Origin of the sequence: Janthinobacterium sp. (assembly GCF_031995485.1) — a bacterium.
Lineage (GTDB): Bacteria > Pseudomonadota > Gammaproteobacteria > Burkholderiales > Burkholderiaceae_D > Janthinobacterium.
In genome coordinates, this window is record NZ_DAMAGB010000052.1 from 23,718 (window position 1) to 47,399 (window position 23,682).

A 23,682-nucleotide genomic window follows, 5' to 3' on the forward strand; every position below is an offset into this window, starting at 1 on the left:
CATCATAATTTAATTCATTTTACTTCAGTGTAAGTTTTTATCATATTTTTTTGATATTATGAAAAATTAAACAGGAGTTGCAATGAAAAAGAAAATAACTGGAATAACGCTGGCACTGCTGTCTGTTTTTTCACTACCCGTATCTGCCGCCGGCGACACGACGCCAGCGTGCACGAACTGCTTTGAAAAGCGGTGGATTTATTTTGGCGGCAATATCACCGCATCGTTCGCCACTACGGATGCCACTTTCAACAAACTGATTGAACTGATACATGTTGCCAAGGCCGAGGGTTACAACGGCATTGCATATAATGCCGGCGGCAGCGGTGCTTATACCGCCATGCTCGACCCTACCACGCCATCGAATTACCATGCGAATTTCGCGCTGCTGGTACAGGCAGCGGCCGACAATGGCATGGAACTCATACCGGTGGGTGGTGGCCCGGAAGTGCCTCAACGCGCGGCGCCAGATCTGATCGAGGCCTTGCCGGTGAGTGATACTCCGTTTATCGTGCAGGGCAATCAAGCCAGGCCGGTGGGCGCTTCTTTTATCACCGATGGTGGATTTGAAAACAATGATACCGCCTGGGATCTGTTTGAAAACGCCTCGGGCAATGTCATCTACGACACTACGGTCGCCCATACGGGCCAGCGCAGCGTCAAGTTCACGAAGGGCACCGGAACAACCGTGGCGACCGCCCGGTTGCATCGGAAATTATCCGACCTGCGCGCCCATTCCGCCTATCGGCTGTCTTTCTGGGTACGCTCATCAAATTACAACTTCCCGTTCAGACTGCAAATGACGGATGATGCGGGCCGCCCCATGTACTTGAACGCCAGCGCGCGCCTGGGTTGGGGCACCGCTCCCAATGGCGCCTGGAATGCGGATGGCAATACCCTGGCCGCTACTCAGGACTGGACCCATTACAATCTGGACTTCAATACGGGCAATAATGTCGGCTTGCGTCTGTATTTGGGCACCTGGAGCATGCCTGCGGGTCCCAACGGCGAGGTGTGGATCGACGACCTCGATATTCGGGAAATCGGCTTGGCCCATACCATACGCCGCACTCCGCGCAGCCTGCCTGTTTCAGTCAAGTCCGAAGACGGCTCGATTACCTATCAGGAATTCGATTCCAACGGCCAGCCGAAGGACTATATCGTGGGATCTGAATCGCTGACGCTGCCGCAGGTAAGCACGATAGGCGAAGGACAAATACTCAAGGTTTCGGCCTATCAGTCCGCACAAAACATGACAGCCATGTGGGGCACGCCGGCAAGCGCCTGCTATCAGAAATTCTTTGATATTCAAAAACAATATTACGACCATATCCATGCGCTGCTCGCAGGGCCATCAAAATTCTTTTTGCACTATGATGAAAATCGTGTCCTGAATTGGGATCCCGCCTGTGCCGCAAATATCACAGCAGGAAAATACCTTGCCGACATGATCAAAAAACACCAGGAAACGCTGCTGCAGGCGTATCCGAATCTGGAGCTGTATGTCTGGAACGATATGTTCGATCCGAAAATGAATGCCGTCCCCAAATATTGGGCGGTCAATGGTGACCTGAGCAATTCATGGGCAGGACTCAAGCCGGCCACGGTAATTGTCAACTGGACGGATGAGAATACGGCCAAGCGCAAAGCCTCGTTGGAATTCTTCCATAGTCTGGGGCAGAAGCAGATGATTGCCGGATATTATGACGATCATACTCTGGGCAACATCGCATCGTGGATGCAGGCGCTGACACAAGCGCAGGCCAATGGCGTAAGCGGCGTCAACGGCTTCATGTACACTACCTGGAATGGCAATAACGGCTATAGCGATGTCAAGGCTGTGGCGGACTATATCAAGCAGCACTATCCACAGCGCTGGCCGCAGTAGGTCATCAGCACGGCCAGGCACCGGGCGCCATCCTGCCACATTACACAGGCTGGCGCCCGCTCTGGCAGTGGCCATTGACGAGATAAATGCACGGCCATCCGCCGTGAGCGCCGGACGCGGCAAAAACAGGATTGGCCACGCGCCGCGCCAGGGCTGTCGGCCTGGTCCAGGGCAGCCTGTTCTAGCTATTTCCCCAATTATTCGCCCAGCAGCGCCAGCGATTCCAGCCACGCCGCCTTCCAGGACCGCAGCAGCGGCTGGGTGGCAAATGCCTTTTTCAGGTGCGGCATCGGCACGCGGTGCACATCGTGCAGCCCGAACGCCAGCGTGACGGGATTCCACAGGTAATTGTTCTTGCCGCCGCGCGAATTCTTGCGCACGCGCGCGCCATCGTCGCCAAACACGCCCTCGCCCTTCAGCATGCCCTGCTCCAGGTTCAGCTTGCCACCGCCCACGCCGGCAAACGCCTGCACGATCTCGCTGCGCTCCAGGCCTTTCATGAGCTGGCTTTCCATCACCGGCGGCGCTTGCGGCTCGGCCGGCCTGGGGTTCAGCAGTTCCTTGACCAGTTTCAGCAGGTCGCGCTCCTGGAAATGCAGGCCGTCCCGGCTGGCGCGCAGGCCCGGTTCCTTCAGGGCGATGGCCAGGTTGCCGGAGTCGCGCGTCAAGCGCAGCCATACGTCATCGCTGCCGGACGCCAGGTATTGCTTGTCTTCGATAAACACCACCGGCGCCGCATAGCGCGTCACGCCGTCGTGGAACAGTTCGGCCCAATCGTCGGAATAATCGAGCCACACATACGGCTGGCCGCCTTCGTCGAGCAGGCGCGCCAGGGTCCAGGGCGTGCCGGTCTGGCTGGCCAGCCAGGCGCAGGCCTCGTCGGCGGTGGCGCGATAGGGCAAGGAAGTGGTCATGGTGCGATCCCAATGCAATAAATGGTGCGCAGTGTAGCACCCGGGTGGCACTGCGCTGCATCCAAAGCGGCCCCGGCTGCGTATACACAGTATCAGCCAAGCAACCATTCAGCGATGGAGGAAGTCGCCATGCCCCACTTCAGCAAAAAAGCCAATGCATTGGAACAATCCCTGTACCTGGCCCAGCGCATGGACCAGGCATTCGAGCGGCTGCGCCAGCATGACAATCCGCAGGCGCGGCTGCGCTGCGCGCAATGGGTGACGGCCTGGGCGGTGGCGGCAGGCGCCGATGCGCCGCGCGGCATGAAGCTGCGCATACGGGGCGAATTCATTTTGCTGTAATGCACCGCCCCGCTCGCCTATGGCAGATCCGGTTTGCCGAGATATTTCTCGGGCGTCGTATCGCCGTCGACCATCTCGTACCACATTGCGTTGAGCACGGCGAACATCGCCGCCAGCGGAAGGCCCAGTATCCAGGCGAAATACCACATGATGATTTCCTTTTAAAAGTAACAACGCTTTAATACGCGTGGCCGGAGCCGTCTTCGATGGCCTGGCCGTCGACCTTGCCCCACAACACCTTATAAACCCAGCTCGTGTAGGCCACGATAATCGGAATGAAAATGGTGGTGGCCACCAGCATGATGAACAGCGTCATGTGGCTGGACGAGGAATCCCATACCGTCAGGCTGGCGCGCGCAGCCAGCGACGACGGCAGGATAAACGGGAACATGGACGCGCCCACGCTGAGGATAATGGCGGCAATGCCCAGCGCGCTGGCCAGCAGGGCCGGCACGGCGCGGCGCAGGCGCAGGCACACGAATGCCAGCAGCGGCGCGGCCAGGCCCAGCACGGGCGCGGCCCAGGTCCACGGATGGGCCGCGTAGTTGGCGAACCAGGCGCCGGCCGCCACTTCGGCCGTCTTGAACATCGGGTTCGACGGGCCGGCCACGCTGATGGCGCTGGTAATGCGGTAGCCATCGACCCACTGCCACAGGGCCACGCCGGCCAGCGCATACAGCGCCACGGTGGCGACCGCCGCCACGCTGCCAAAAGCACGCGCACGTTCGGCGACCGCACCGTCGGTCTTCACCTGCAGCCAGGTCGCGCCATGCATCACCAGCATCGCCACCGAGACCAGGCCGGCCAGCAGTGCAAACGGGTTCAGCAGGCCGAAAAAGCTGCCTTCGTAAAAGATATGCATGTCGTCGGAGAAGCGGAACGGCACGCCTTGCAGCACATTGCCCATCGCCACGCCAAAAATCAGCGCCGGCACGAAGCCGCCGATAAACAGCGCACGATCCCAGCGCGCGCGCCAGCGCGGGTCGTCGCGCTTGCTGCGGAACTTGAACGCGACGGGCCGCAATATCAGCGCCACCAGGATCACGAACATGGCCAGGTAAAAGCCCGAGAACGATACGGCGTACAGCTGCGGCCAGGCGGCAAAGATGGCGCCGCCGCCCAGGATCAGCCACACCTGGTTGCCCTCCCAGACGGGGCCGATGCTGTTGATGATGACGCGCCGTTCCAGGTCCGTCTTGCCGGCAAACGGCAGCAGGATGCCGGTGCCCAAATCAAAGCCGTCGGTGACGGCAAAGCCGATCAGCAGCACGCCGATCAGCAGCCACCAGATCAGGCGCAGGGTTTCATACGAAATCAGTTCATGCAAAATCACGATATTGCTCCTCAGGCAGGTTGGACGATGGCAGGCGGCACAGGCAATGCGGCAGGCGCGTGTTGCTGCGGTCCCTTGCGTATCATCTTGAGCATCAGTTTCATTTCGATCACCAGCAGCACCGTATAGATGGCGGCAAAGCCGGCGATGGTGATCAAGAGCGTCGTCACCCCCAGGTTCGACACCGCCACGGCGGTCGGCAATACTCCCTCGATCACCCACGGCTGGCGGCCCACTTCGGCCACGATCCAGCCTGCTTCAGCCGCCACCCACGGCAGCGGGATGGCGAACACGGCCACCTTCAGCAGCCAGCGGTGTGCGTCCAGCGTGCGGCGCACGGACAGGATAAAGAAGGTGGCGGTCAACAAGATAAAGAACATGCCCAGGCCCACCATCACGCGGAACGACCAGAACAGGGGCGCCACGGACGGCACGGTATCCTGCGCCGCTTTCGCGATCTGCTCCGGCGTGGCCAGGCGCGGATCATCGACATAGCGTTTGAGCAGCAGTGCATAGCCGAGCGACTTGCCTTTCGATTCAAACACGGCTTGCGCTTCTTCGGGCACCACGCCGCCGGGCGGCACGGCGCGGATGGTCTGCAGCGCGTCATACGCCTTGATACCGTCGCGTATCAGCAGTTCGCCCCGTTCGACCAGCTGCGCGATGCCGGGAATCTCGGTATTGAGGGAACGCGTGCCGATCAGCCCCATCACCATTGGAATATGCAGCGCGTAATGCGTCTCGCGCGCGGCCTGGTCGGGAAAGCCGATGGCGGTAAAGGCGGCCGGCGCCGGTTCCGTTTCCCACATCGCTTCGATCGCGGCCAGCTTCATCTTTTGATGTTCCGACGACAGGTAGCCGCTTTCGTCGCCGAGCACCACCACCGACAAGGACGCCGCCAGGCCGAAAGCGGCGGCCACCGTCATCGAGCGCTTGGCCAGCTGCACATGGCGGCCCTTGAGCAGGTACCAGGCGGCGACGCCCAGCACGAAGATGGCGGCCACCGTGTAGCCGGCCGACACCGTGTGCACGAACTTGGCCTGCGCCACCGGATTGCTCAGCACGGCGCCAAAGTCCGTCACTTCCATGCGCATGGTCTGCGGATTGAAGGCGGCGCCGACCGGGTTCTGCATCCAGCCGTTGGCGATCAGGATCCACAGCGCCGAAAAATTCGAGCCGATGGCGACCAGCCAGGTGGTGGCCAGGTGGGCCCGCTTCGACAATTTATCCCAGCCAAAGAAGAAGATGCCGACAAAGGTCGCCTCCAGGAAGAAGGCCATCAGGCCTTCGATCGCCAGCGGCGCGCCGAAGATGTCGCCCACGTAATGGCTGTAGTAGCTCCAGTTCATGCCGAACTGGAATTCCATCACGATGCCGGTCGCCACGCCCATGGCGAAGTTGATGCCGAACAGCACACCCCAGAACTTGGTCATGTCGCGCCAGATGCTGCGGCCCGTCATCACATACACGGTTTCCATGATGCCGAGCATCACCGACAAACCGATGGTCAGTGGAATGAAAATAAAGTGGTACAGCGCCGTCAGCGCAAATTGCAGTCTTGATAATGCAACAATATCGAGGTCCATGGTTGTTCCTGTTTGTTCCCTAAATGAATACAGCGGTGCTACAAAAACTGTCAGTCGGCCCGCAAACTGCGCAGCGCCTGCTCAAACTCCAGCGTGCCGCGCCGCGCATCGCCGACGATGCGGCCATGGCGCAGCGTGACCAGCCGGTCCGCCAGCTGTGCTTCGCGGCGCAGATGGGTGGCGATCAGCACGGTGCGCCCTGTGCTGCGCTCGCTCAGCCGCCGCAGCACATCGCCGGCAACATCGGCATTCAGTGCTTCGGTGGCTTCGTCCAGCAGCCACAGCGTGGAGTGATGCAGGAATAGCCGCGCCAGCGCCAGGCGGCGCAGCTGTCCGCCGGATAAGCCCAGGCCGCCCTCGCCCAGCGGCGTATCGAGGCCCTGCGCCAGCGCATGCACTTCCTGCTCCAGGCCGGCCGCGGCCAGCGCATTCCACAGGCGCGCGTCGCCGGCAGCCGGGTCGGCCAGGCGCAGGTTGTCGCGCAGGCTGTCCTGGAACAGTTCGGTGCGCTGGGTAAACAGGCAGGCGCGCGGCGCGCTGATGGTGCCGATCAACGGTGCGATCTCACCCGCGGCCAGCGCCAGCAAGGTCGATTTGCCGGCGCCGCTATGGCCGATAATCGCCACGCGCTCGCCCGGTGCTACCGTCAGCGACACGCCATGCAGGATGGGATTGCTGCTGCCGGCATGCGCAGCGCTGACATCGTCGACGCTCACACCATCCACGCTGGCCGCCACGGCTGCCTGTGGCTGTTCGCCGCGTGGACTGAGCCGGCGCAGCGCCAGCAGCATGCGCCCCGCTTCCAGCGCGCCGCGGCGCAATGCGGCAAACGGTTCCATGGCGGTCAAGGCCACCAGCACCGCCAGCGCCGCCGCCGGCACGCCGATCCGGCCGCCCTCGGCCAGCGCAGCCACCGCCAGCAGCACGCCGGCCAAGCTGATGCTGCCGACGATGCCATAGGCGGCGCCAGCATGGGCATCGAGACGCTGCAGGGCGATATCGGTGGCGGCCAGCGAGCGGTCGATGGCGGCCAGCGCCCGGCATTGCGCATCGAGGCGTCCTGCCATCACCAGGTCGGTCTGGCCGGCCACCAGGTCGATGGCGCCCGAACGCAGTTGTTCGATGGCCCGCGAGCGCCTGACGGCATGGCCGCGCGCCTGCTGCGTGACGTACCAGGTGATGGCGCCGCCGCTGGCCAGCAGCCAGGCGGCAAATGCGGCACCCAGGCCCATATCGAGCAACGCGAGCGCCAGGCCGGCCAGCACGGCGGCGCAGACGGCGCTTGCCACCGGCACCAGCAGGCGCAGGTACAAGGACTCCAGCGCATCGATATCGGCCGTCAGGCGAAACAGCAGTTTGGCCGGCTGGCGCAGCAGGCGGTTGCCGGCGGCAGGCATCGACCAGTTGCGAAACAGCCGCACGCGGATCGCCGCCAGCGCGGCGAACGTGGCGTCGTGCGTGACCAGCCTCTCCGCATAGCGCGAACCGGTGCGGCCGATGGCCAGCAGCCGGATGCCGGCCGACGGGCCGAACACGTCGAACATCAGCGCGGCGGTGGCACTGAGACCGGCGATCGAGGTGGCCGTGACAAACCAGCCGGACAGGCCCAGCAAGGCCATGCCGGCCACCACCGTCAGGGCCGACAGCGCGGCGCCCAGCAGCATTTTGCCGGGATGGGCCAGCAGCAGCTCGCGTAACAAACCACGCGGCAGGAGGGTCGATCTCGATGAGGTTTTCATGCCTGCAGTTCCTGTGAATGCGATGACACCAGCACGCTGCGGTGCAACCGGCTGGCCAGCACGGGGTCGTGCGTGGCGACGATCATGGTCTTGCCCCTGGCCAGCATCAGCAGCGCATCGGTGACGCGCGCCGCCGTTTCGCTGTCCAGGTGCGCGGTCGGCTCGTCGACCAGCAGCAGGCCGGCATGCGGATGGATCGCCGCGCGCGCCAGCGCCAGGCGCACGGCTTCGCCGCCGGACAGGCCCAGGCCGCCATCGCCGAGCATGACGGTGGGCTGCGCCTGCGCCACCGACGCCAGATCGGCCAGCCGCAGCGCGGCGTTCACGCGGGCAGGATCGGCAGCGGCGCGGCCCAGCGTCACGTTCCGGCCGACGGAGGCGGCAAACACATGCGGACGCTGCCCCATCCAGGCCATGCGCTGGCGCAGCATGTTTGCCGTGTCGTCGTTGAGGGGCACGCCGCCGATGCGGATTGTGCCGCTGTCCGCCGGCAGCAGGCCGGCGATCAGCGACAGCAGGGTCGATTTGCCGGTGCCGCTGGCGCCCAGCAGGGCAATATGTTCGCCGGCACGCAGGTGCAGCTCGAAGCCGTCAAACAATGGCGCTTCGCCGGGATGGGCGTAGCCCAGCTGCTGCAGTTGCACGGCAGGCGGCGCGGCGTGGCTCGCCGGTGCGGCAACAACCGGCTTGCCGCTGCCCGGCAAGGCCACGCCGCCCTCGGCCAGCTCAACCATCCCGGCCAGGCCCGCCTCGCCGGCCGCCTTGTCGTGCCAGACGGCGGCCAGCTCGCGCAACGGCTCGAAAAACGCCGGCGCCAGCAGCAGGATGAACATGCCCTGCCCCAGAGTCAGCCTGCTGCCCCAGCTGCCGAAATTGAAAGTGCCCAACAGCGAAAAGCCGATATACGCGGCCACCATCGCCACGCCCAGCGCCGAGAACAGTTCCAGCACGGCCGACGACAGAAAGGCGATGCGCAGTACCGCCATGGTACGGCGGCGTACCGATTGCGCCGAGTCCTCCAGCCGCTCTGCCGTGGCGTCGACTGCGCCCAGCGCGCGCAAGGTAGCCAGGCCGCGCAGGCGATCGAGCAGGAACGCGTTCATGCTGCCCATTTCCACCATCTGCGCGCGGCTGGCCGCCTGCGCGCCCATGCCGACCAGCGCCATAAAGACGGGAATCAGGGGGGCCGCCACCAGCAGGATGACGGCGACAAGCCACGACAACGGGGCAATGGTGGCCAGGATCGCCAAAGGCAGCAGCAGCACTTTCCAGCGCGTGGGCTGGAAGCGCACCAGATAGGGCACGATGGCTTCAGCCTGCTCGGCGATCACGCTGGCGGCCTGGCCCGACTGGGCGCGCTGGCGGTCCAGCGGCGAACGCTGCGCCAGCGACAGCGCCACCTGCGCGCGCAGCACGGACAGGTGGGTCCGCGCTGCCGCATACACGCTGCGCGCACCCCACGCTTCGCTACCGGCGCGCAACACGCCCAGCAGCAGCACACCCAGGGCAGGCAGCAAGGCAGCGCGCCAGCCGGCGCCGTTGCTCATCGCTTGCAGCGTCCAGGCCAGCAGTGCCGCCTGCGGCAACCACAACAGCGCTGCGCCTCCCTGCACCAGGCTGGCAAAACGGGGAAGGACAAAATGCGGCAGGGATAGTGGCACGGAAGACATGGCTGGATCGATTCGTATTTCTTGAGTTTTCAGATATTTCTGTAAATTCGATTTTTTGTATAATACTGCGAAACGTGACAGATATCAATTGACCCAGCCAAAATTGGGTGCGAAACTTCCACAGAACACAAAAATTCCAGTTAATTATGAAAACTCAAAATATTGAAATGACGCCGCTGATCCTGACTTTTGTCAGCCACTTCGGCGAAATGGGCAGCCGCTGGGGCTTCAACCGCACAGTCGGACAGGTCTACGCCCTGCTGTTCGTGTCCGAGCAGCCGCTGCATGCCGATGAAATCGCCGAGCACCTGAGCTTTTCACGCTCGAACGTCAGCATCGGCCTGAAGGAACTGCAAGGCTGGGGCCTGATCCGGCTGACCCGCATTCCGGGTGACCGGCGCGAATATTTTTCATCGCTGGGCGATGTGTGGCAGATCTTTCGCGTGGTGGCGGCCGAACGCCGCCGGCGCGAAGTGGCGCCGACCCTGACGGTACTGCGCGAATCGCTGCTGGCGCCGGCCAACGAGCCGGGCGACAAGTATGCGCAGGAGCGCATGCGGGAAATGTATGAGCTGGTCGACCTGGCCAATACCTGGTTCGACGACCTGCAGCGGCTGTCGCCCGAATCGATGGCGCAACTGATGAAGATGGGTGCAAAAGTGCAGAAATTGTTGAACGCCAAGGATCGCCTGTTTGGCGCAGGGAACAAGAAAGAACAGGAAGAATAAGGGAGCCGATGCCGATGGAAGCATCGCGTCGAGGGCCAGCAATCGCTGGTCCGCCCAGAGGGAATCGAACCCCCATTCACGGTTTAGAAGACCGTTGTCCTATCCGTTGAACGATGGGCGGAAAGGTGCAGTATTTTAACTGATGCAGGACAGCGATGAAATATCCCTGCCCCACAATAGAAAACGGGCTGTCATTTCTGACAGCCCGCTTATGACTTTGGTCGGAGTACAAGGATTCGAACCTTGGACCCCCTGGTCCCAAACCAGGTGCGCTACCGGGCTGCGCCACACTCCGAAGACAAGATAATAAGGCCTGGCAACAATTTCGTCAATTGCCAGAGGCAAAATAGATGGAAATAACTATCGGCCAGGCCCTGTGCGCCAAAATTAGGCCGCCAGCTTGTCGGCAATGCGCCTGGCCATGCTTTCCGCCTTGTCCTTGTCTTTCGCTTCGACCATCACGCGTATCAATGGTTCCGTGCCGGATGCGCGGATCAGTACGCGGCCCGTATCGCCCAGTTCCGCTTCGACCGTGGCCGTTTCGTCCACCATGGCCGCATTCTGCTTCCAGTCGGTGCCCGGCGCCACGCGCACATTGATCAGCGTTTGCGGAAACAGCACCAGTTCGGCCAAACACTGCTGCAGGCTCTGGCCGCTGCGCTTGAGTGCCGACAGCACCTGCAGCGCGGACACGATGCCGTCGCCGGTCGTGTGCTTGTCCAGGCACAGCAGGTGGCCCGACCCCTCGCCGCCCAGTATCCAGCCCTTTTCCTTCATCACTTCCAGCACATAGCGGTCGCCCACCTTGGCGCGTGCAAAGCCGATACCTTTTTCTTTCAGCAACACTTCCAGCGCCATATTGGTCATCAGGGTGCCGACGGCGCCAGCCACGGGGCCGGTCGCCAGGCGGTCCTTGACCATCACGTACAGCAGTTCGTCGCCGTTATACAGGCGGCCGGCGGCGTCGCACATGATCAGGCGGTCGGCGTCGCCGTCGAGCGCGATGCCGAGGTCGGCGCCATGCTCGACCACGGCGGCGGCCATGGCCTGGGTGGCGGTGGCGCCAAAGCCGGCGTTGATATTGAAGCCGTCCGGCTTGTTACCGATGGCAATCACCTCGGCACCGAGCTCATGGAACACATGCGGTGCGATATGGTAGGCCGCGCCATGCGCGCAATCGACGACGATCTTCAGGCCATGCAAATCGAGTTCGTTCGGAAAAGTACTCTTGCAAAATTCGATATAGCGGCCGGAAGCGTCATCGAGCCGCTTGGCGCGGCCCAGCTTTTCGGACGGTACGCAGTCCATTGGCTCGTCGAGCGCCTGCTCGATTTCCTGCTCCAGGCTGTCGGGCAATTTGGTGCCTTGCGCCGAGAAAAACTTGATGCCGTTGTCATGGTAGGGATTGTGCGAAGCCGAGATCACCACGCCGGCTGTCAGGCGCAGCGCGCGCGTCAGGTAGGCAATCGCCGGGGTCGGCACCGGGCCTGCCAGCATCACGTCCACGCCAGCCGCCGCCAGACCAGCTTCGAGCGCCGCTTCCAGCATATAGCCGGAAATACGCGTGTCCTTGCCGATCAGCACTGTCGGGCGCACCTTGCTGCTTTGCGACTTGGCCAGCACTTTGCCGGCCGCATAGCCCAGGCGCATTACAAAATCGGGTGTGATCGGCGCCGTGCCCACCAGGCCCCGGATGCCATCGGTACCAAAATACTTACGTGTCATATATTTCTCTTTTTGTTGTTTATAATGAATCTTACAGGGTCAATGGGCCATGCGCCAGACCGCCAGCGCGTCGACGGTCTCTGCAACATCATGCACACGTACAATCTCCGCGCCTTGCGCTACCGCAGCCAATGCGCCGCCCAGGCTGCCTGCCAGCCGCTGCTCGACCGGGCGGCCGGTAACGGCGCCCAACATCGACTTGCGCGACAGGCCGGCCAGCACGGGCAAGCCCAGCTCGCTGCGCAACCGCCCGGTGGCGCGCAGCAGCGCATAATTCTGTTCCACCGACTTGCCGAAGCCAAAGCCGGGATCGATGCACAGGCGCTCGCGCTCGACACCGGCGGCCAGCATGGCATCGACGCGCTCGCGCAGGAAATCGATAACTTCACGCACCACGTCCTCGTACTGCGGCTGGTCCTGCATGGTCTCCGGTACGCTTTGCATGTGCATGATGCACAGCGCGCAATCGCTGTCTTTCACAGCCTCGATGGCGCCCGGCGCGCGAAAGCCATTGATATCGTTGATCATGTCGGCGCCGGCCAGGATGGCTTCGCGCATCACCTGCGGCTTGTACGTGTCGACGGACAAGGGCTTGCCGCAGTCGCGCAGCGCATACAGCACCGGCATCACGCGCCGCAATTCGTCCGCCAGCGGCACCGGCGGTGCGCCCGGCCGGCTCGATTCGCCGCCGATATCGAGGATGTCGGCGCCATCAAGTATCATCTGCTCGGCGCGCGACAGGGCAAACTCCAGGTGCTGGAACTTGCCCGCATCGGAAAACGAGTCTGGCGTGATATTGAGGATGCCCATGACCAGGGCTTGCCTGCCTTGTTCGGCTGCCTGCAGCTGGAAGCCGAAGCGGCCGAATTGTAAATAGTGTCGCATGTCCATCTGTGTAATCGAAGAGAGCAGGAAGCTGTAATAAAAAAGGGCAAGGATTTCTCCTTACCCTTTGTATCGTGTGCCGTCGCCAGGACGGCTGTCACGATCAGGCTGGCGCCGTCACGTTGGGCGAGATGCCGCCGGCGCCGCTGTCGCCCGCATTGCGGCGTGGCGGAATGACTTTCGGTGGACGCGGCTCCAGGCCGGCCATGATGTCGTTGATCTGCTCGGCATCGATGGTTTCCCATTCCAGCAGGGCCTTGGTCATCATTTCGACCTTGTCGCGGTTGCTTTCCAGCAGCTTGCGCGACAGTGCATATTGCGTGTCGAGGATGCTGCGGATTTCGGCATCGACCTTTTGCTGGGTCGCTTCCGAGATCGTCTTGGTGGCGCCGCCGAAGAAACCTTCGTTTTCGCTGTCTTCGTAGACCATCACGCCCATGCTGTCGGACATGCCGAAGCGGGTGACCATCGAGCGGGCCAGCTTGGTGGCGCGCGAGAAGTCGTTCGACGCGCCGGTCGACATCTGGCCGACGAAAATTTCTTCCGCAATACGGCCGCCAAACAGGATGGAAATTTCTTCCAGCATCTTGTCCTTGTAGGCCGACAGATTGTCATGTTCCGGCAACTGCCAGGTCAGGCCCAGGGCCCAGCCACGCGGCATGATGGTGACCTTGTGCACCGGGTCGGCTTTCGGCAGCAGCTTGGCAACGACTGCGTGACCGGACTCATGGTAAGCCGTATTGCGGCGCTCTTCCTCGCGGATGATCATCGATTTACGCTCGGGACCCATGTAAATCTTGTCTTTTGCATCTTCGAAGTCCGACATTTCCACCAGGCGCTTGCTGCGGCGCGCGGCGAACAGGGCAGCTTCGTTGACCAGGTTGGCCAGGTCGGCGCCCGAAAAACCAGGCGTGCCGCGTGCCAGGATGTCGGCCTTGACGTCGGTGCCGATCGGCACTTTGCGCATGTGCACGTTCAGGATCTGTTCACGGCCGCGGATGTCCGGCAGGCCCACCGACACCTGGCGGTCGAAACGGCCCGGGCGCAGCAGCGCTTTGTCGAGCACGTCGGCACGGTTGGTGGCGGCCACGACGATCACGCCGGAGTTCGCTTCAAAACCGTCCATCTCGACCAGCAGCTGGTTCAGCGTCTGTTCGCGCTCGTCATTGCCGCCGCCGGTCCCGGCGCCACGGTGACGGCCGACCGCGTCGATCTCGTCGATGAAGATGATGCAAGGCGAGTGTTTCTTGGCGTTCTCGAACATGTCGCGCACACGGCTGGCGCCGACACCGACAAACATTTCCACGAAGTCGGAACCCGAGATCGAGAAGAATGGCACCTTGGCTTCGCCGGCGATCGCACGCGCCAGTAGGGTTTTACCCGTGCCTGGAGGGCCGACCATCAGCACGCCGCGTGGAATGCGGCCGCCCAGTTTCTGGAACTTGCTCGGATCCTTGAGGAAGTCGACCACTTCGTTGACTTCTTCTTTCGCTTCGTCGCAACCGGCGACGTCGGCGAAGGTAACGGTGTTGCTTGCTTCATCCATCATGCGGGCTTTCGACTTGCCGAACGAGAATGCCCCGCCCTTGCCGCCGCCCTGCATCTGGCGCATGAAGAAGACCCAGACGCCGATCAGCAACAGCATCGGGAACCAGGAGACAAAAATCGATTGCAGGAACGATGGTTCCTCAGGTGGGCGCACGTCGAAGTGCACGCCGTTGTCGCGCAGGTCGCCGATCAGGCCCTTGTCGAGACTGGTGGCGGTGGTACGCACCTTGGTATCGTCACTGAGCTTGGCGGTGATCGACGAACCTTCGATCACGACGTCCTTGACGCGCTTGGCTTTGACCTCATCCAGCAAATCGGAATAAGCGATGGCCTTGCTGCCGCCCGTGGCGCCATGGCTATCGAACTGCTTGAACAGCATGAACAGCAGCAGCAAGACGACTACCCAGATGGCAGATTTGGAAAACATGTTATTCACGAAGACTCCTTGGATGCAGTGCGCATCTTTTTGCTATAGCTAGAAACACGATTTTACTCGCAATAAGCGGGCCGTGCCAAAGCCCGCCGATCCGTGTGCGCCAAATACCTGCGCCTACGTCAAGAAGTGCAGTATAAACAATTTAGCCTTGCAAGCCATCATCGCTACCGCACTCCTCGTTCCCATGTGCGGATTCCACCTTAAATATCAAGAGTGGAATCGTCTTCTTCAACGGCATTTTTCATCGGATTCTTGATACCGCGGCCCATCAGGAAGATTTCCGATGACTTGTCGCGGCTGGCCTTCGGTTTCTTCTGCACCACCACCTTGAACTCGTCGCGGAATTTCTCGACGATCTGGCTGAAGCCCATGTCCTTGAAACACTTGACCAGCAAGACGCCCGATGGTTTCAGGTGCAGCTGCGAAAATTCGATGGCCAGGTCGATCAGGTGTTCCATGCGCGCGGCGTCGGCCGTGGCAATGCCCGACAGATTCGGCGCCATGTCCGACAGCACCAGGTCGACTTTGCGCCCTTGCAACACCACCTCCAGCTGGCGCAGCACGCGCGCTTCGCGGAAATCGCCCTGGATGAAGTGGAAGTCCGCAATCGGCTCCATTTCCAGCATGTCGAGGCCAATCAGCGTACCATTGACGCCGCCGCCATCCTTGCCGGCCAGCTTGCGGCGCGTGTATTGCGCCCAGCTGCCAGGGGTGCAACCGAGGTCGACGATTACCTGGCCAGGCTTGATCAGTTTTTCGTCTTCATCGATTTCCTTGAGCTTGTATGCGGCCCGGGCGCGGTAGCCCTCTTTTTGCGCCAACTTCACATATGGGTCATTAATGTGGTCGTGCAACCAGTTTTTGTTTAATTTCTTCTTTGCCATTCGCGTAGAATACTGCTTTTAAGGGAATTACTAAAAATTATTATGCTAAAACTTACACCCGTTGAGCGCAGCGCACTGCGCGCCGAAGCACACGCGCTGAAGCCTATCGTCATTATCGGCGAAGCGGGCTTGACACCTGCTGTCCTCAAAGAGATCGACCTCGGCCTGGATTCACACGGCCTGATCAAAGTACGCGTGTTCGGCGACGACCGTGAAGCCCGCGTCGGAATGTACGAGACGATTTGCGGCAATCTCGGCGCCGCCCCGGTACAACACATAGGCAAACTGCTGGTAATCTACCGTCCGAAAAAAGAAGTGGTGAAGGAGAAGATCAGCTCCGGCAAGGGCATGCGCGAAGTGACCATCGTCAAAGCCAGCGCCAGTGGCACCAAGCGCCCGAGCGTGACGAAAGTCATGATCAAAGGCAATGAGCGCGTCACCGAAGGCGGTTCGATCAAGCGTGCCAAGCCGCGCCAGAAGAGCGCCAAGAAAAGCGCACTGGGCAGCAAGTAAGCCCGACCTCAGCCGCCGCCAGGCGGTTGAAACAGGAAGCGGAGCATGGACTTTTCCATCGCTCCGCTTTTTTTATTTCCACCCCAAAGGCAAGGGCTGGGGTCAGACCCTCAGGGTCTGACCCCGGATTTTTTGCTTTTCGGGTTAAAACAATTACTGCTGCTTCCAGATCAGCACGCCCGCCAGCAGGCTCTGCACCGCAAACACCAGCGTCGATACGCCATGCAGCATGCCGAAGCGGCTGCGCAGGGCGTCGTCCATGATGCCCGACGGCGCCTGCGCCTTGAGTTCGCTCATCAACGGCGTGATGCCAAAATGGCTGACCAGCGCGCATACCAGCATCGACAAGACCAGCGCGCCCAGCAGGCGGCGGCGCTTGGGCTCCAGCGCGCCGGGCGCCCACTGCAGCAAGGCCAGCAGGATCAGCGCGCAGGCGATCGACAGCCAGGCCTCGGCGCGGAACATGCTGCCGGCGATATTGCCTGCCAGCACGCGGTCGCTCAGGGTGCCGAACAGCGTGGGCGCAACGACAAAACCGATGGTCCACAGGCTGCCGGCCCACAGCGTGGCAACCAGGATGCGGATGCGCGCGAGCATCAGATGTACAGCACTTCCAGGATTTCGTATTCGCGCGGGCCGGACGGCGCCTGCACTTCAACCACGTCGCCGGCATACTTGCCGATCAGCGCGCGGGCAATCGGCGAGGTCACGGAAACTTTATTGAGCTTCAGGTCGGCTTCGTCGAGGCCGACAATCTGGTACGTCACTTTCTGGCCCGATTCCAGGTCTTCCAGGTTCACGGTCGAGGCAAACACCACGCGGCCTTCCGCGTCCAGCGCGGTCGGGTCGATGATCTGGGCGGCGCCCAGCTTGCCTTCGAGTTCGGCGATACGGCCTTCGACGAACGCCTGGCGTTCCTTGGCCGCGTCGTATTCGGCGTTTTCCGACAGGTCGCCGTGCGAGCGCGCTTCGGCGATCGCATCGATGACGATGCGGCGTTCCTTGGTCTTCAAATGATGCAGCTCCTCTTTCAGGAGTTCTGCGCCGAATTTGGTCAATGGGACTGAGGTCATGTTATCTCTACTATCTGCTAGTTATCAGTGTCAGGTCGTGCAAACGACGCCACCAAGTGAAAACCACAGAGGCCGCGCGCTGCTCTGCACGGAACTCTGTGGTTGATAAGCATGCAGTGTACCGCCTAACGGCAGTCACTGCAAATAGCTTGGCAATTACGCCTGGTTCAGGGTCTTGTGCAGGCCCTGCAGATCGTACACGCGCAACTCGTCGAGGTGGCGGATGCCTTCGACCGCCGCTTCCGCGCCGGCGATGGTGGTGTAGGTCGTCACGCGCGAGGCCAGGGCCGAGGTGCGGATGGCCCGCGAATCGACGATGGCGCTGCGTTTTTCTTCGACGGTGTTAATCACCAGCACGATCTCGTGGTTCTTGATCATGTCGACCACGTGCGGACGGCCTTCGATCACCTTGTTCACCGGGGTGACGGCAATGCCGGCGGCGGCGATGACGGCAGCCGTGCCCTTGGTGGCAACCACGGTAAAGCCGGATTCGACCAGGTCGCGCGCCACTTGCACGGCGCGCGGCTTGTCCGACGACTTCACGCTGATGAAGACCTTGCCGGTCTTCGGCAGGTTGACGCCGGCCCCCAGCTGCGACTTGACGAACGCTTCGCCGAAGGTCTCGCCCACGCCCATCACTTCGCCGGTCGACTTCATTTCCGGCCCCAGGATGGTGTCCACGCCAGGGAACTTGACGAACGGGAACACGGCTTCCTTGACGCTGAAGTAAGGCGGCACCACTTCCTGCGTCACGCCCTGCGACGCCAGGGTCTGGCCGACCATGCAGCGGGCGGCAATTTTCGCCAGCTGCAGGCCAGTGGCTTTCGAGACGAAAGGCACGGTGCGCGAGGCGCGCGGATTGACTTCCAGCACGTAGACCACGTCTTTCAGTTCGCCTTCGATTTCCTGTTTCTGGATCGCGAACTGCACGTTCATCAGGCCGACCACGTTCAGGCCCTTGGCCATCAGCGCCGTCTGGCGCTTCAATTCGGCGATGGTATCCGGCGCCAGCGAGTACGGTGGCAGCGAGCAGGCCGAATCGCCCGAGTGCACGCCAGCCTGTTCGATGTGTTCCATCACGCCACCGATAAAGGTGGTTTCGCCGTCCGAGATGCAATCGACATCGCATTCGATGGCGTCATTCAGGAAGCGGTCCAGCAGCACCGGCGAATCGTGCGAGACCTTGACCGCTTCGCGCATATAGCGCTCGAGGTCGCGCTGCTCGTGGACGATTTCCATCGCACGCCCGCCCAGCACGTAGGAAGGACGCACCACCAGCGGATAGCCGATTTCCTGCGCCAGCGCCAGGGCGTCGGCTTCGGTGCGGGCGGTGCGGTTGGGCGGCTGGCGCAGTTCCAGCTTGTGCAGCAGCTGCTGGAAACGCTCGCGGTCTTCGGCCGCATCGATCATGTCGGGCGAAGTGCCGATGATCGGCACGCCGTTCGCTTCCAGGTCCAGCGCCAGTTTCAATGGCGTCTGGCCGCCGTACTGCACGATCACGCCGACCGGTTTTTCGATGGCGACGATTTCCAGCACGTCTTCCAGCGTCAGGGACTCAAAGTACAGGCGGTCCGAGGTATCGTAGTCGGTCGACACGGTTTCCGGGTTGCAGTTGACCATGATGGTCTCGTAGCCGTCTTCGCGCATGGCCAGCGCGGCATGGACGCAGCAATAGTCGAATTCGATACCCTGGCCGATACGGTTCGGGCCACCGCCCAGCACCATGATCTTTTTCTTGTCGGTCGGATTCGATTCGCACTCTTCGTCATAGGTCGAGTACATGTACGCCGTGTCGGTCGAGAACTCGGCCGCGCAGGTGTCGACGCGTTTGTAGACGGGACGGATACCCAGCGCATGGCGCTGCTGGCGCACGGCCGTATCGGTGGTCTGCAGCAGGAAGCCCAGGCGGCGGTCCGAGAAGCCTTTTTGCTTCAGCTTGTACAGCGTGGTTTTATCCAGGCCTTCCAGCTTCTGCGTATCCAGCCACAGTTCCAGGTCGACGATTTCCTTGATCTGGATCAGGAACCATGGGTCGATCTTGGTGAGATTGTGCACTTCTTCCAGCGTGAAACCTTGCGCGAACGCGTCGCCCACGTACCAGATGCGCTCCGGTCCCGGCTCGCCCAGTTCCTCTTCGATCTTTTCGCGGTCCTTGGTTTTTTCGTTCATGCCGTCGACGCCCACTTCCAGGCCGCGCAGGGCTTTCTGGAACGATTCCTGGAACGTGCGGCCGATCGCCATCACTTCGCCGACCGATTTCATCTGCGTCGTCAGGTGATGATCGGCGGTCGGGAATTTCTCGAACGTGAAACGCGGGATCTTGGTGACGACGTAATCGATCGACGGTTCGAACGAGGCCGGCGTGGCGCCGCCCGTGATTTCATTGCGCAGCTCGTCCAAGGTGAAACCGACTGCCAGCTTGGCGGCGATTTTCGCGATCGGGAAGCCGGTGGCCTTCGACGCCAGTGCCGACGAACGCGACACGCGCGGGTTCATTTCGATGACGATCATGCGGCCATCGACCGGATTGATCGAGAACTGCACGTTCGAGCCGCCGGTGTCGACGCCGATCTCGCGCAGCACTGCCAGCGACGCATTGCGCATGATCTGGTACTCCTTGTCCGTCAGCGTCTGCGCCGGCGCGACCGTGATCGAGTCGCCCGTGTGCACGCCCATCGGGTCCAGGTTTTCGATCGAGCAGATGATGATGCAGTTGTCCGCCTTGTCGCGCACCACTTCCATCTCGTACTCTTTCCAGCCCAGCAAGGATTCTTCGATCAGCAATTCCTTGGTCGGCGACGCTTCCAGGCCGCGCTTGCAGATGGTTTCGAATTCTTCTTCGTTGTAGGCGATGCCGCCGCCACTGCCGCCCATGGTGAACGATGGACGGATAATGGTCGGGAAACCCAGCGTGCGCTGCACGGCCCACGACTCTTCCATCGAGTGCGCCACGCCGGAACGGGCCGAACCGAGGCCGATCTTGGTCATCGCGTCCTTGAACTTCGAACGGTCTTCGGCCTTGTCGATCGCTTCCGGCGAGGCGCCGATCAGCTCGACGTTGTATTTGGCCAGCACGCCGTTGTTGAACAGGTCCAGCGCGCAGTTCAGCGCGGTCTGGCCGCCCATCGTCGGCAGGATCGCGTCAGGACGCTCCTTGGCGATGATACGCTCGACTACCGACCAGGTGATCGGTTCGATGTAGGTGACGTCGGCCATTTCCGGGTCGGTCATGATGGTCGCAGGATTGCTGTTGACCAGGATCACTTTGTAGCCCTCTTCGCGCAGGGCCTTGCACGCTTGCGCGCCGGAATAGTCGAACTCGCAGGCCTGGCCGATCACGATCGGGCCGGCGCCAATAATCAGAATACTTTTGATATCTAAACGTTTAGGCATTTTTCTTTTTCTCCTCCGCATCCATCAAACCGATGAAGCGGTCAAACAGGTAAGCAACATCCATCGGGCCCGGCGACGCTTCAGGGTGGCCCTGGAAGCAGAAGGCCGGCTTGTCCGTGCGGGCAAAGCCCTGCAGGGAGCCGTCGAACAGCGATTCATGGGTCACGCGGCAGTTGGCAGGCAAGGTGGCTGCGTCGACTGCGAAACCGTGGTTTTGCGAGGTGATCAGGACCTGTCTGGTTTCCAGGTCCTGCACCGGGTGGTTGGCGCCGTGGTGGCCAAACTTCATCTTCAGCGTTTTCGCGCCGGAAGCCAGGGCCATGATCTGGTGGCCCAGGCAGATGCCGAAGGTCGGGATGCCCTTCTCGATCAGCTCCTTGGTGGCGGCAATGGCGTAATCGCATGGCTCCGGGTCGCCGGGGCCGTTCGACAAAAAGATGCCGTCCGGATTGAGCGCCAGGGCATCGGCGGCGGTGGCCTGCGCCGGCAGCACGGTGACCTTGCAGCCGCGCGCCGTCAGCATGCGCAGGATGTTGCGCTTGACGCCATAGTCGAAGGCGACCACGTGGTATTTCGCGTCGGCGTCGGCCAGCTGGCCGTAGCCCTCGCCCAGCGTCCATTCCGTTTCGCGGTATTCGTAGGCGGTTTTCACCGATACGACTTTCGCCAGGTCCATGCCGGCCAGGCCGGGGAAGGAACGGGCCAGGTCCAGCGCCTGCGCGGCAGACGGTTCATTGCCTTGCGTGCCGACCAGGATGGCGCCGCCCTGCGCACCTTTTTCACGCAGGATGCGCGTGAGCTTGCGCGTATCGATGCCGGCGATGGCAACGATATTTTCAGCTTTGAGGTAATCGGACAGGGAAAGGGTGGAACGGAAATTGGATGCCAGCAAAGGCAGATCGCGAATGATGAGGCCGGAAGCATGAACCTTGGAAGATTCGACGTCTTCCGGATTGACGCCCGTATTGCCGATATGCGGATAGGTCAGGGTGACCATCTGGCGGCTATAGCTGGGGTCGGTAAGGATTTCCTGGTACCCGGTCATCGAGGTATTGAAAACAACCTCGCCCGTGGTATGACCGGCGGCACCGATCGAAAATCCTTTGAAGATCGTTCCATCAGCAAGCGCTAATATGGCTGGAACGGCAGGGCCAGAAAAAAATGGCGGCAAGGGCAACTCCTGAGAAAGTTACCGTAGCTGCGCCACGTCAGACCGACCGCCTATCTACCCGAGTCGCGTGCGCTCAGGGTGTGTCAACGGTCATTTTGAATGATGAGATGGGTAGTCGCTACGGTATGTGTGTGATTGGCTAAACCTTTGAATTATAACCAAAAGGCAGCTTTTCCACAAGGACGAAAATTCGGAATCTGCGGCAAAATTTTTCCACGGCATCATAAAATGCCGCCGCCATGAAAAAAGCCGCCCGGCATGCGCAGGGCGGCTTGTCGGGCAATATCGGCGACTACTTATGCGGACAGGGCGGCGATCCCGGCCTTGGCGATCTGTGCATCCTCATTCGACTTCACGCCCGACACGCCGACGGCGCCCACATGATGGCCTTCATAAATGATGGGTACGCCGCCTTCGAGCAGGCCGTCGATTTCCGGCGCGCTCAGGAACGATACGCGGCCGCCATTGATCATTTCTTCATAGATGCGCGACTCGCGGCGGCCCAGCGCGGCCGTTTTGGCCTTGGCCGGCGCGATATGCGACGAGATCGGCGCCACGCCGTCCATGCGCTGCAGCCACAGCAGATGGCCGCCGTCGTCGACGATGGCGATCGTCACTGCCCAGTTATGCTTGATCGCTTCCGCTTCCGCGGCGGCGGCGATTTTTTTGATGTCTTCCAGGCTCAGTACCGGTTTCGATTGCATGATGTTTCCTTGATATATGGTCATTCGGTGATTCAAAATTGTAGCTGAAACAGGCGTCACACCGGCGTATTTACTGCTCGCGCCTGGCCTTGAGTTTCTGCTTGAGCTGCGCCATCACGGCAAACGCCGCCTGCTCGCCCGCCAGGATGGCCTGGTTGCGGCTTGCAAAATCGTTGCCTTTCATGGTGCCCAGGCTGGGCTGGATCACCACGTCCGCATCCTTGAGCTCGAACTGGTTGATGCGCTGGCCCATGATGGCAAACGTCTGCATGATGACCTCCATCGAGCTGATGGCTTTCTGGGTATCGGTCTGCGACGAGATATTGACGGCGATAATGAAATCGGCGCCCATGTCGCGCGCAAAGCGCACGGGTACCGGTGCGACCAGGCCGCCATCGACATAGGTATGGCCACCGATGACCACCGGCTGGAAGACGCCGGGCACGGACGACGAGGCGCGCACGGCCATGCCGGTATTACCACGCTGGAACAGGATAGGCTGGCCGTTTTTCAGGTCGGTGGCCACCACGCCGAACGGGATCTTGAGTTTTTCCAGCGGCACGCCGCCGACCGCCTTGTTGACATAGGTCTGCAGCGCCTCGCCTTTCAGCACGCCGGACGACTTGCCGAACAGCGGCAGCGCCCAGTCGGAAATGGCCGCCTCGTCCATGTCAAACGCCATCTTTTGCAAGGCAAAGCCGGAGTTGCCCGCCGCATACAAGGCACCGACCACGCTGCCGGCGCTGGTGCCGGTGACGATATCGGCATTGATGCCCTGCGATTCGAGCGCCTTGATCACGCCGATATGGGCAAAGCCGCGCGCCGCGCCGCCGCCGAGCGCCAGGCCGATCCTGATCTTGCGCGGCGTGACGGCCACCGGCTCTGGCGGCGTCAGCACTTGTACGGGTTTCGGGGCGGGCGTTTCGCAGCCAGCCAGGACAAAGGCGGCCAGGGCAAGCAGGGTCAGGCGTTTAGGGAGCATAGTGGACTAGTAGGGAGCCGCGCGCGGCAGTGACACAAAGGGAAGCGCCGATTGTAGCGCAAGCAAGCCCGGGGGCGCTGAAGCGATGCTTAAAAGAAGGCATATCGTTAGCGTTGCCGCTGCCAGAATTTGCCACGCATGTTTCTCGATCCGCGGCCGTTGCACGGC

20 protein-coding genes and 2 tRNA genes are annotated in these 23,682 nt (G+C 61.6%); 4 read left to right on the forward strand and 18 right to left on the reverse strand.

The window, feature by feature from the left end; genetic code table 11:
• The first annotated feature begins 82 nt into the window (after positions 1 to 82).
• Entirely contained in the window at positions 83 to 1,888 is a 1,806-nt protein-coding gene (locus RTQ46_RS23045) for a carbohydrate binding domain-containing protein (RefSeq protein WP_312439926.1), read from the forward strand.
• A gap of 197 nt (positions 1,889 to 2,085) precedes the next feature.
• Here RTQ46_RS23045 and RTQ46_RS23050 read toward each other — a convergent pair whose 3' ends face one another.
• Positions 2,086 to 2,802, reverse strand: a complete 717-nt coding sequence (locus RTQ46_RS23050) for a hypothetical protein (protein WP_312439927.1) — start codon at positions 2,800 to 2,802, stop codon at positions 2,086 to 2,088.
• A gap of 129 nt (positions 2,803 to 2,931) precedes the next feature.
• Between RTQ46_RS23050 and RTQ46_RS23055 the strand changes: the two genes are divergently transcribed.
• Entirely contained in the window at positions 2,932 to 3,144 is a 213-nt protein-coding gene (locus RTQ46_RS23055; RefSeq protein ID WP_312439928.1) for a hypothetical protein, read from the forward strand.
• Between the two features lie 17 nt (positions 3,145 to 3,161).
• On the opposite strand, the gene cydX is transcribed toward RTQ46_RS23055, so the two are convergent.
• Genes cydX through cydD form a run of 5 tightly spaced genes read right to left on the reverse strand, consistent with a single transcriptional unit; the run spans position 3,162 to position 9,472 of the window.
• On the reverse strand, positions 3,162 to 3,293 hold the full coding sequence (cydX, locus tag RTQ46_RS23060; RefSeq protein WP_312439929.1) for a cytochrome bd-I oxidase subunit CydX: 132 nt from the start codon (positions 3,291 to 3,293) through the stop codon (positions 3,162 to 3,164).
• Positions 3,294 to 3,322: 29 nt separating this feature from the next.
• Positions 3,323 to 4,477, reverse strand: coding sequence for a cytochrome d ubiquinol oxidase subunit II (cydB, locus tag RTQ46_RS23065; RefSeq protein ID WP_312439930.1), 1,155 nt, complete (start codon positions 4,475 to 4,477; stop codon positions 3,323 to 3,325).
• Positions 4,478 to 4,488: 11 nt separating this feature from the next.
• The gene (locus RTQ46_RS23070) at positions 4,489 to 6,063 is read right to left on the reverse strand and encodes a cytochrome ubiquinol oxidase subunit I (protein WP_312439932.1); all 1,575 of its coding nucleotides are present in this window, start codon (positions 6,061 to 6,063) and stop codon (positions 4,489 to 4,491) included.
• A gap of 50 nt (positions 6,064 to 6,113) precedes the next feature.
• Positions 6,114 to 7,802 (reverse strand): amino acid ABC transporter ATP-binding/permease protein, encoded by a 1,689-nt coding sequence (locus RTQ46_RS23075; RefSeq protein WP_409518366.1) that lies wholly within the window; start codon positions 7,800 to 7,802, stop codon positions 6,114 to 6,116.
• Positions 7,799 to 9,472: a thiol reductant ABC exporter subunit CydD gene (gene cydD / locus RTQ46_RS23080; RefSeq protein ID WP_312439933.1), complete on the reverse strand. Its 1,674-nt coding sequence runs from the start codon at positions 9,470 to 9,472 to the stop codon at positions 7,799 to 7,801. Before cydD ends, RTQ46_RS23075 begins: the two co-directional genes overlap by 4 nt.
• A 146-nt stretch (positions 9,473 to 9,618) precedes the next feature.
• Between cydD and RTQ46_RS23085 the strand changes: the two genes are divergently transcribed.
• Entirely contained in the window at positions 9,619 to 10,200 is a 582-nt protein-coding gene (locus tag RTQ46_RS23085; RefSeq protein ID WP_312439934.1) for a GbsR/MarR family transcriptional regulator, read from the forward strand.
• Between the two features lie 46 nt (positions 10,201 to 10,246).
• On the opposite strand, the gene RTQ46_RS23090 is transcribed toward RTQ46_RS23085, so the two are convergent.
• From RTQ46_RS23090 to RTQ46_RS23115, 6 genes are all read right to left on the reverse strand, one after another.
• Positions 10,247 to 10,321, reverse strand: a tRNA-Arg gene (locus RTQ46_RS23090).
• Between the two features lie 97 nt (positions 10,322 to 10,418).
• Positions 10,419 to 10,495: transfer RNA gene (locus tag RTQ46_RS23095), tRNA-Pro, on the reverse strand.
• 92 nt (positions 10,496 to 10,587) lie between these two features.
• Positions 10,588 to 11,925: a phosphoglucosamine mutase gene (glmM, locus tag RTQ46_RS23100; protein ID WP_312439935.1), complete on the reverse strand. Its 1,338-nt coding sequence runs from the start codon at positions 11,923 to 11,925 to the stop codon at positions 10,588 to 10,590.
• Between the two features lie 39 nt (positions 11,926 to 11,964).
• A complete protein-coding gene (gene folP / locus RTQ46_RS23105) occupies positions 11,965 to 12,810 on the reverse strand; it encodes a dihydropteroate synthase (protein ID WP_312439936.1) in 846 nt (281 codons plus the stop codon).
• Between the two features lie 103 nt (positions 12,811 to 12,913).
• The gene (ftsH, locus tag RTQ46_RS23110) at positions 12,914 to 14,794 is read right to left on the reverse strand and encodes an ATP-dependent zinc metalloprotease FtsH (RefSeq protein ID WP_312439937.1); all 1,881 of its coding nucleotides are present in this window, start codon (positions 14,792 to 14,794) and stop codon (positions 12,914 to 12,916) included.
• Between the two features lie 200 nt (positions 14,795 to 14,994).
• The gene (locus tag RTQ46_RS23115) at positions 14,995 to 15,678 is read right to left on the reverse strand and encodes an RlmE family RNA methyltransferase (protein WP_312439938.1); all 684 of its coding nucleotides are present in this window, start codon (positions 15,676 to 15,678) and stop codon (positions 14,995 to 14,997) included.
• 42 nt (positions 15,679 to 15,720) lie between these two features.
• Here RTQ46_RS23115 and RTQ46_RS23120 point away from each other — a divergent pair, with 42 nt between their 5' ends.
• Positions 15,721 to 16,191 carry a YhbY family RNA-binding protein gene (locus RTQ46_RS23120; RefSeq protein WP_308920200.1) on the forward strand — a complete coding sequence of 157 codons (471 nt, stop codon included), beginning with the start codon at positions 15,721 to 15,723 and terminating at the stop codon, positions 16,189 to 16,191.
• 153 nt (positions 16,192 to 16,344) lie between these two features.
• Here RTQ46_RS23120 and RTQ46_RS23125 read toward each other — a convergent pair whose 3' ends face one another.
• The 6 genes from RTQ46_RS23125 to RTQ46_RS23150 all read right to left on the reverse strand — a co-directional run bounded on the left by RTQ46_RS23125 (position 16,345) and on the right by RTQ46_RS23150 (position 23,514).
• On the reverse strand, positions 16,345 to 16,788 hold the full coding sequence (locus tag RTQ46_RS23125) for a DUF4149 domain-containing protein (protein WP_312439939.1): 444 nt from the start codon (positions 16,786 to 16,788) through the stop codon (positions 16,345 to 16,347).
• Positions 16,788 to 17,264 (reverse strand): transcription elongation factor GreA, encoded by a 477-nt coding sequence (greA, locus tag RTQ46_RS23130; protein ID WP_312439940.1) that lies wholly within the window; start codon positions 17,262 to 17,264, stop codon positions 16,788 to 16,790. Before greA ends, RTQ46_RS23125 begins: the two co-directional genes overlap by 1 nt.
• Before the next feature lie 156 nt (positions 17,265 to 17,420).
• Positions 17,421 to 20,657 (reverse strand): carbamoyl-phosphate synthase large subunit, encoded by a 3,237-nt coding sequence (gene carB / locus RTQ46_RS23135; RefSeq protein ID WP_312439941.1) that lies wholly within the window; start codon positions 20,655 to 20,657, stop codon positions 17,421 to 17,423.
• The gene (carA, locus tag RTQ46_RS23140) at positions 20,650 to 21,828 is read right to left on the reverse strand and encodes a glutamine-hydrolyzing carbamoyl-phosphate synthase small subunit (RefSeq protein ID WP_312439942.1); all 1,179 of its coding nucleotides are present in this window, start codon (positions 21,826 to 21,828) and stop codon (positions 20,650 to 20,652) included. The genes carB and carA overlap by 8 nt, the downstream gene beginning before the upstream one ends.
• 296 nt (positions 21,829 to 22,124) lie before the next feature.
• A complete protein-coding gene (locus RTQ46_RS23145) occupies positions 22,125 to 22,532 on the reverse strand; it encodes a heme-binding protein (protein WP_312439943.1) in 408 nt (135 codons plus the stop codon).
• Between the two features lie 70 nt (positions 22,533 to 22,602).
• Positions 22,603 to 23,514, reverse strand: coding sequence for a patatin-like phospholipase family protein (locus RTQ46_RS23150; protein WP_312439944.1), 912 nt, complete (start codon positions 23,512 to 23,514; stop codon positions 22,603 to 22,605).
• Between the last annotated feature and the right edge of the window lie 168 nt (positions 23,515 to 23,682).

Excerpts from the sequence above, each read along its gene's own strand:
- RTQ46_RS23150 (WP_312439944.1), bottom strand. The coding sequence starts at position 23,514 with ATGCTCCCTAAACGCCTGACCCTGCTTGCCCTGGCCGCCTTTGTCCTG.
- cydD (WP_312439933.1), bottom strand. The coding sequence starts at position 9,472 with ATGTCTTCCGTGCCACTATCCCTGCCGCATTTTGTCCTTCCCCGTTTT.
- RTQ46_RS23115 (WP_312439938.1), bottom strand. The coding sequence starts at position 15,678 with ATGGCAAAGAAGAAATTAAACAAAAACTGGTTGCACGACCACATTAAT.
- RTQ46_RS23045 (WP_312439926.1), top strand. The coding sequence starts at position 83 with ATGAAAAAGAAAATAACTGGAATAACGCTGGCACTGCTGTCTGTTTTT.
- RTQ46_RS23085 (WP_312439934.1), top strand. The coding sequence starts at position 9,619 with ATGAAAACTCAAAATATTGAAATGACGCCGCTGATCCTGACTTTTGTC.
- RTQ46_RS23075 (WP_409518366.1), bottom strand. The coding sequence starts at position 7,802 with ATGAAAACCTCATCGAGATCGACCCTCCTGCCGCGTGGTTTGTTACGC.
- RTQ46_RS23125 (WP_312439939.1), bottom strand. The coding sequence starts at position 16,788 with ATGCTCGCGCGCATCCGCATCCTGGTTGCCACGCTGTGGGCCGGCAGC.
- RTQ46_RS23050 (WP_312439927.1), bottom strand. The coding sequence starts at position 2,802 with ATGACCACTTCCTTGCCCTATCGCGCCACCGCCGACGAGGCCTGCGCC.
- RTQ46_RS23120 (WP_308920200.1), top strand. The coding sequence starts at position 15,721 with ATGCTAAAACTTACACCCGTTGAGCGCAGCGCACTGCGCGCCGAAGCA.
- folP (WP_312439936.1), bottom strand. The coding sequence starts at position 12,810 with ATGCGACACTATTTACAATTCGGCCGCTTCGGCTTCCAGCTGCAGGCA.
- glmM (WP_312439935.1), bottom strand. The coding sequence starts at position 11,925 with ATGACACGTAAGTATTTTGGTACCGATGGCATCCGGGGCCTGGTGGGC.
- RTQ46_RS23145 (WP_312439943.1), bottom strand. The coding sequence starts at position 22,532 with ATGCAATCGAAACCGGTACTGAGCCTGGAAGACATCAAAAAAATCGCC.
- carB (WP_312439941.1), bottom strand. The coding sequence starts at position 20,657 with ATGCCTAAACGTTTAGATATCAAAAGTATTCTGATTATTGGCGCCGGC.
- cydX (WP_312439929.1), bottom strand. The coding sequence starts at position 3,293 with ATGTGGTATTTCGCCTGGATACTGGGCCTTCCGCTGGCGGCGATGTTC.
- greA (WP_312439940.1), bottom strand. The coding sequence starts at position 17,264 with ATGACCTCAGTCCCATTGACCAAATTCGGCGCAGAACTCCTGAAAGAG.
- RTQ46_RS23070 (WP_312439932.1), bottom strand. The coding sequence starts at position 6,063 with ATGGACCTCGATATTGTTGCATTATCAAGACTGCAATTTGCGCTGACG.
- RTQ46_RS23055 (WP_312439928.1), top strand. The coding sequence starts at position 2,932 with ATGCCCCACTTCAGCAAAAAAGCCAATGCATTGGAACAATCCCTGTAC.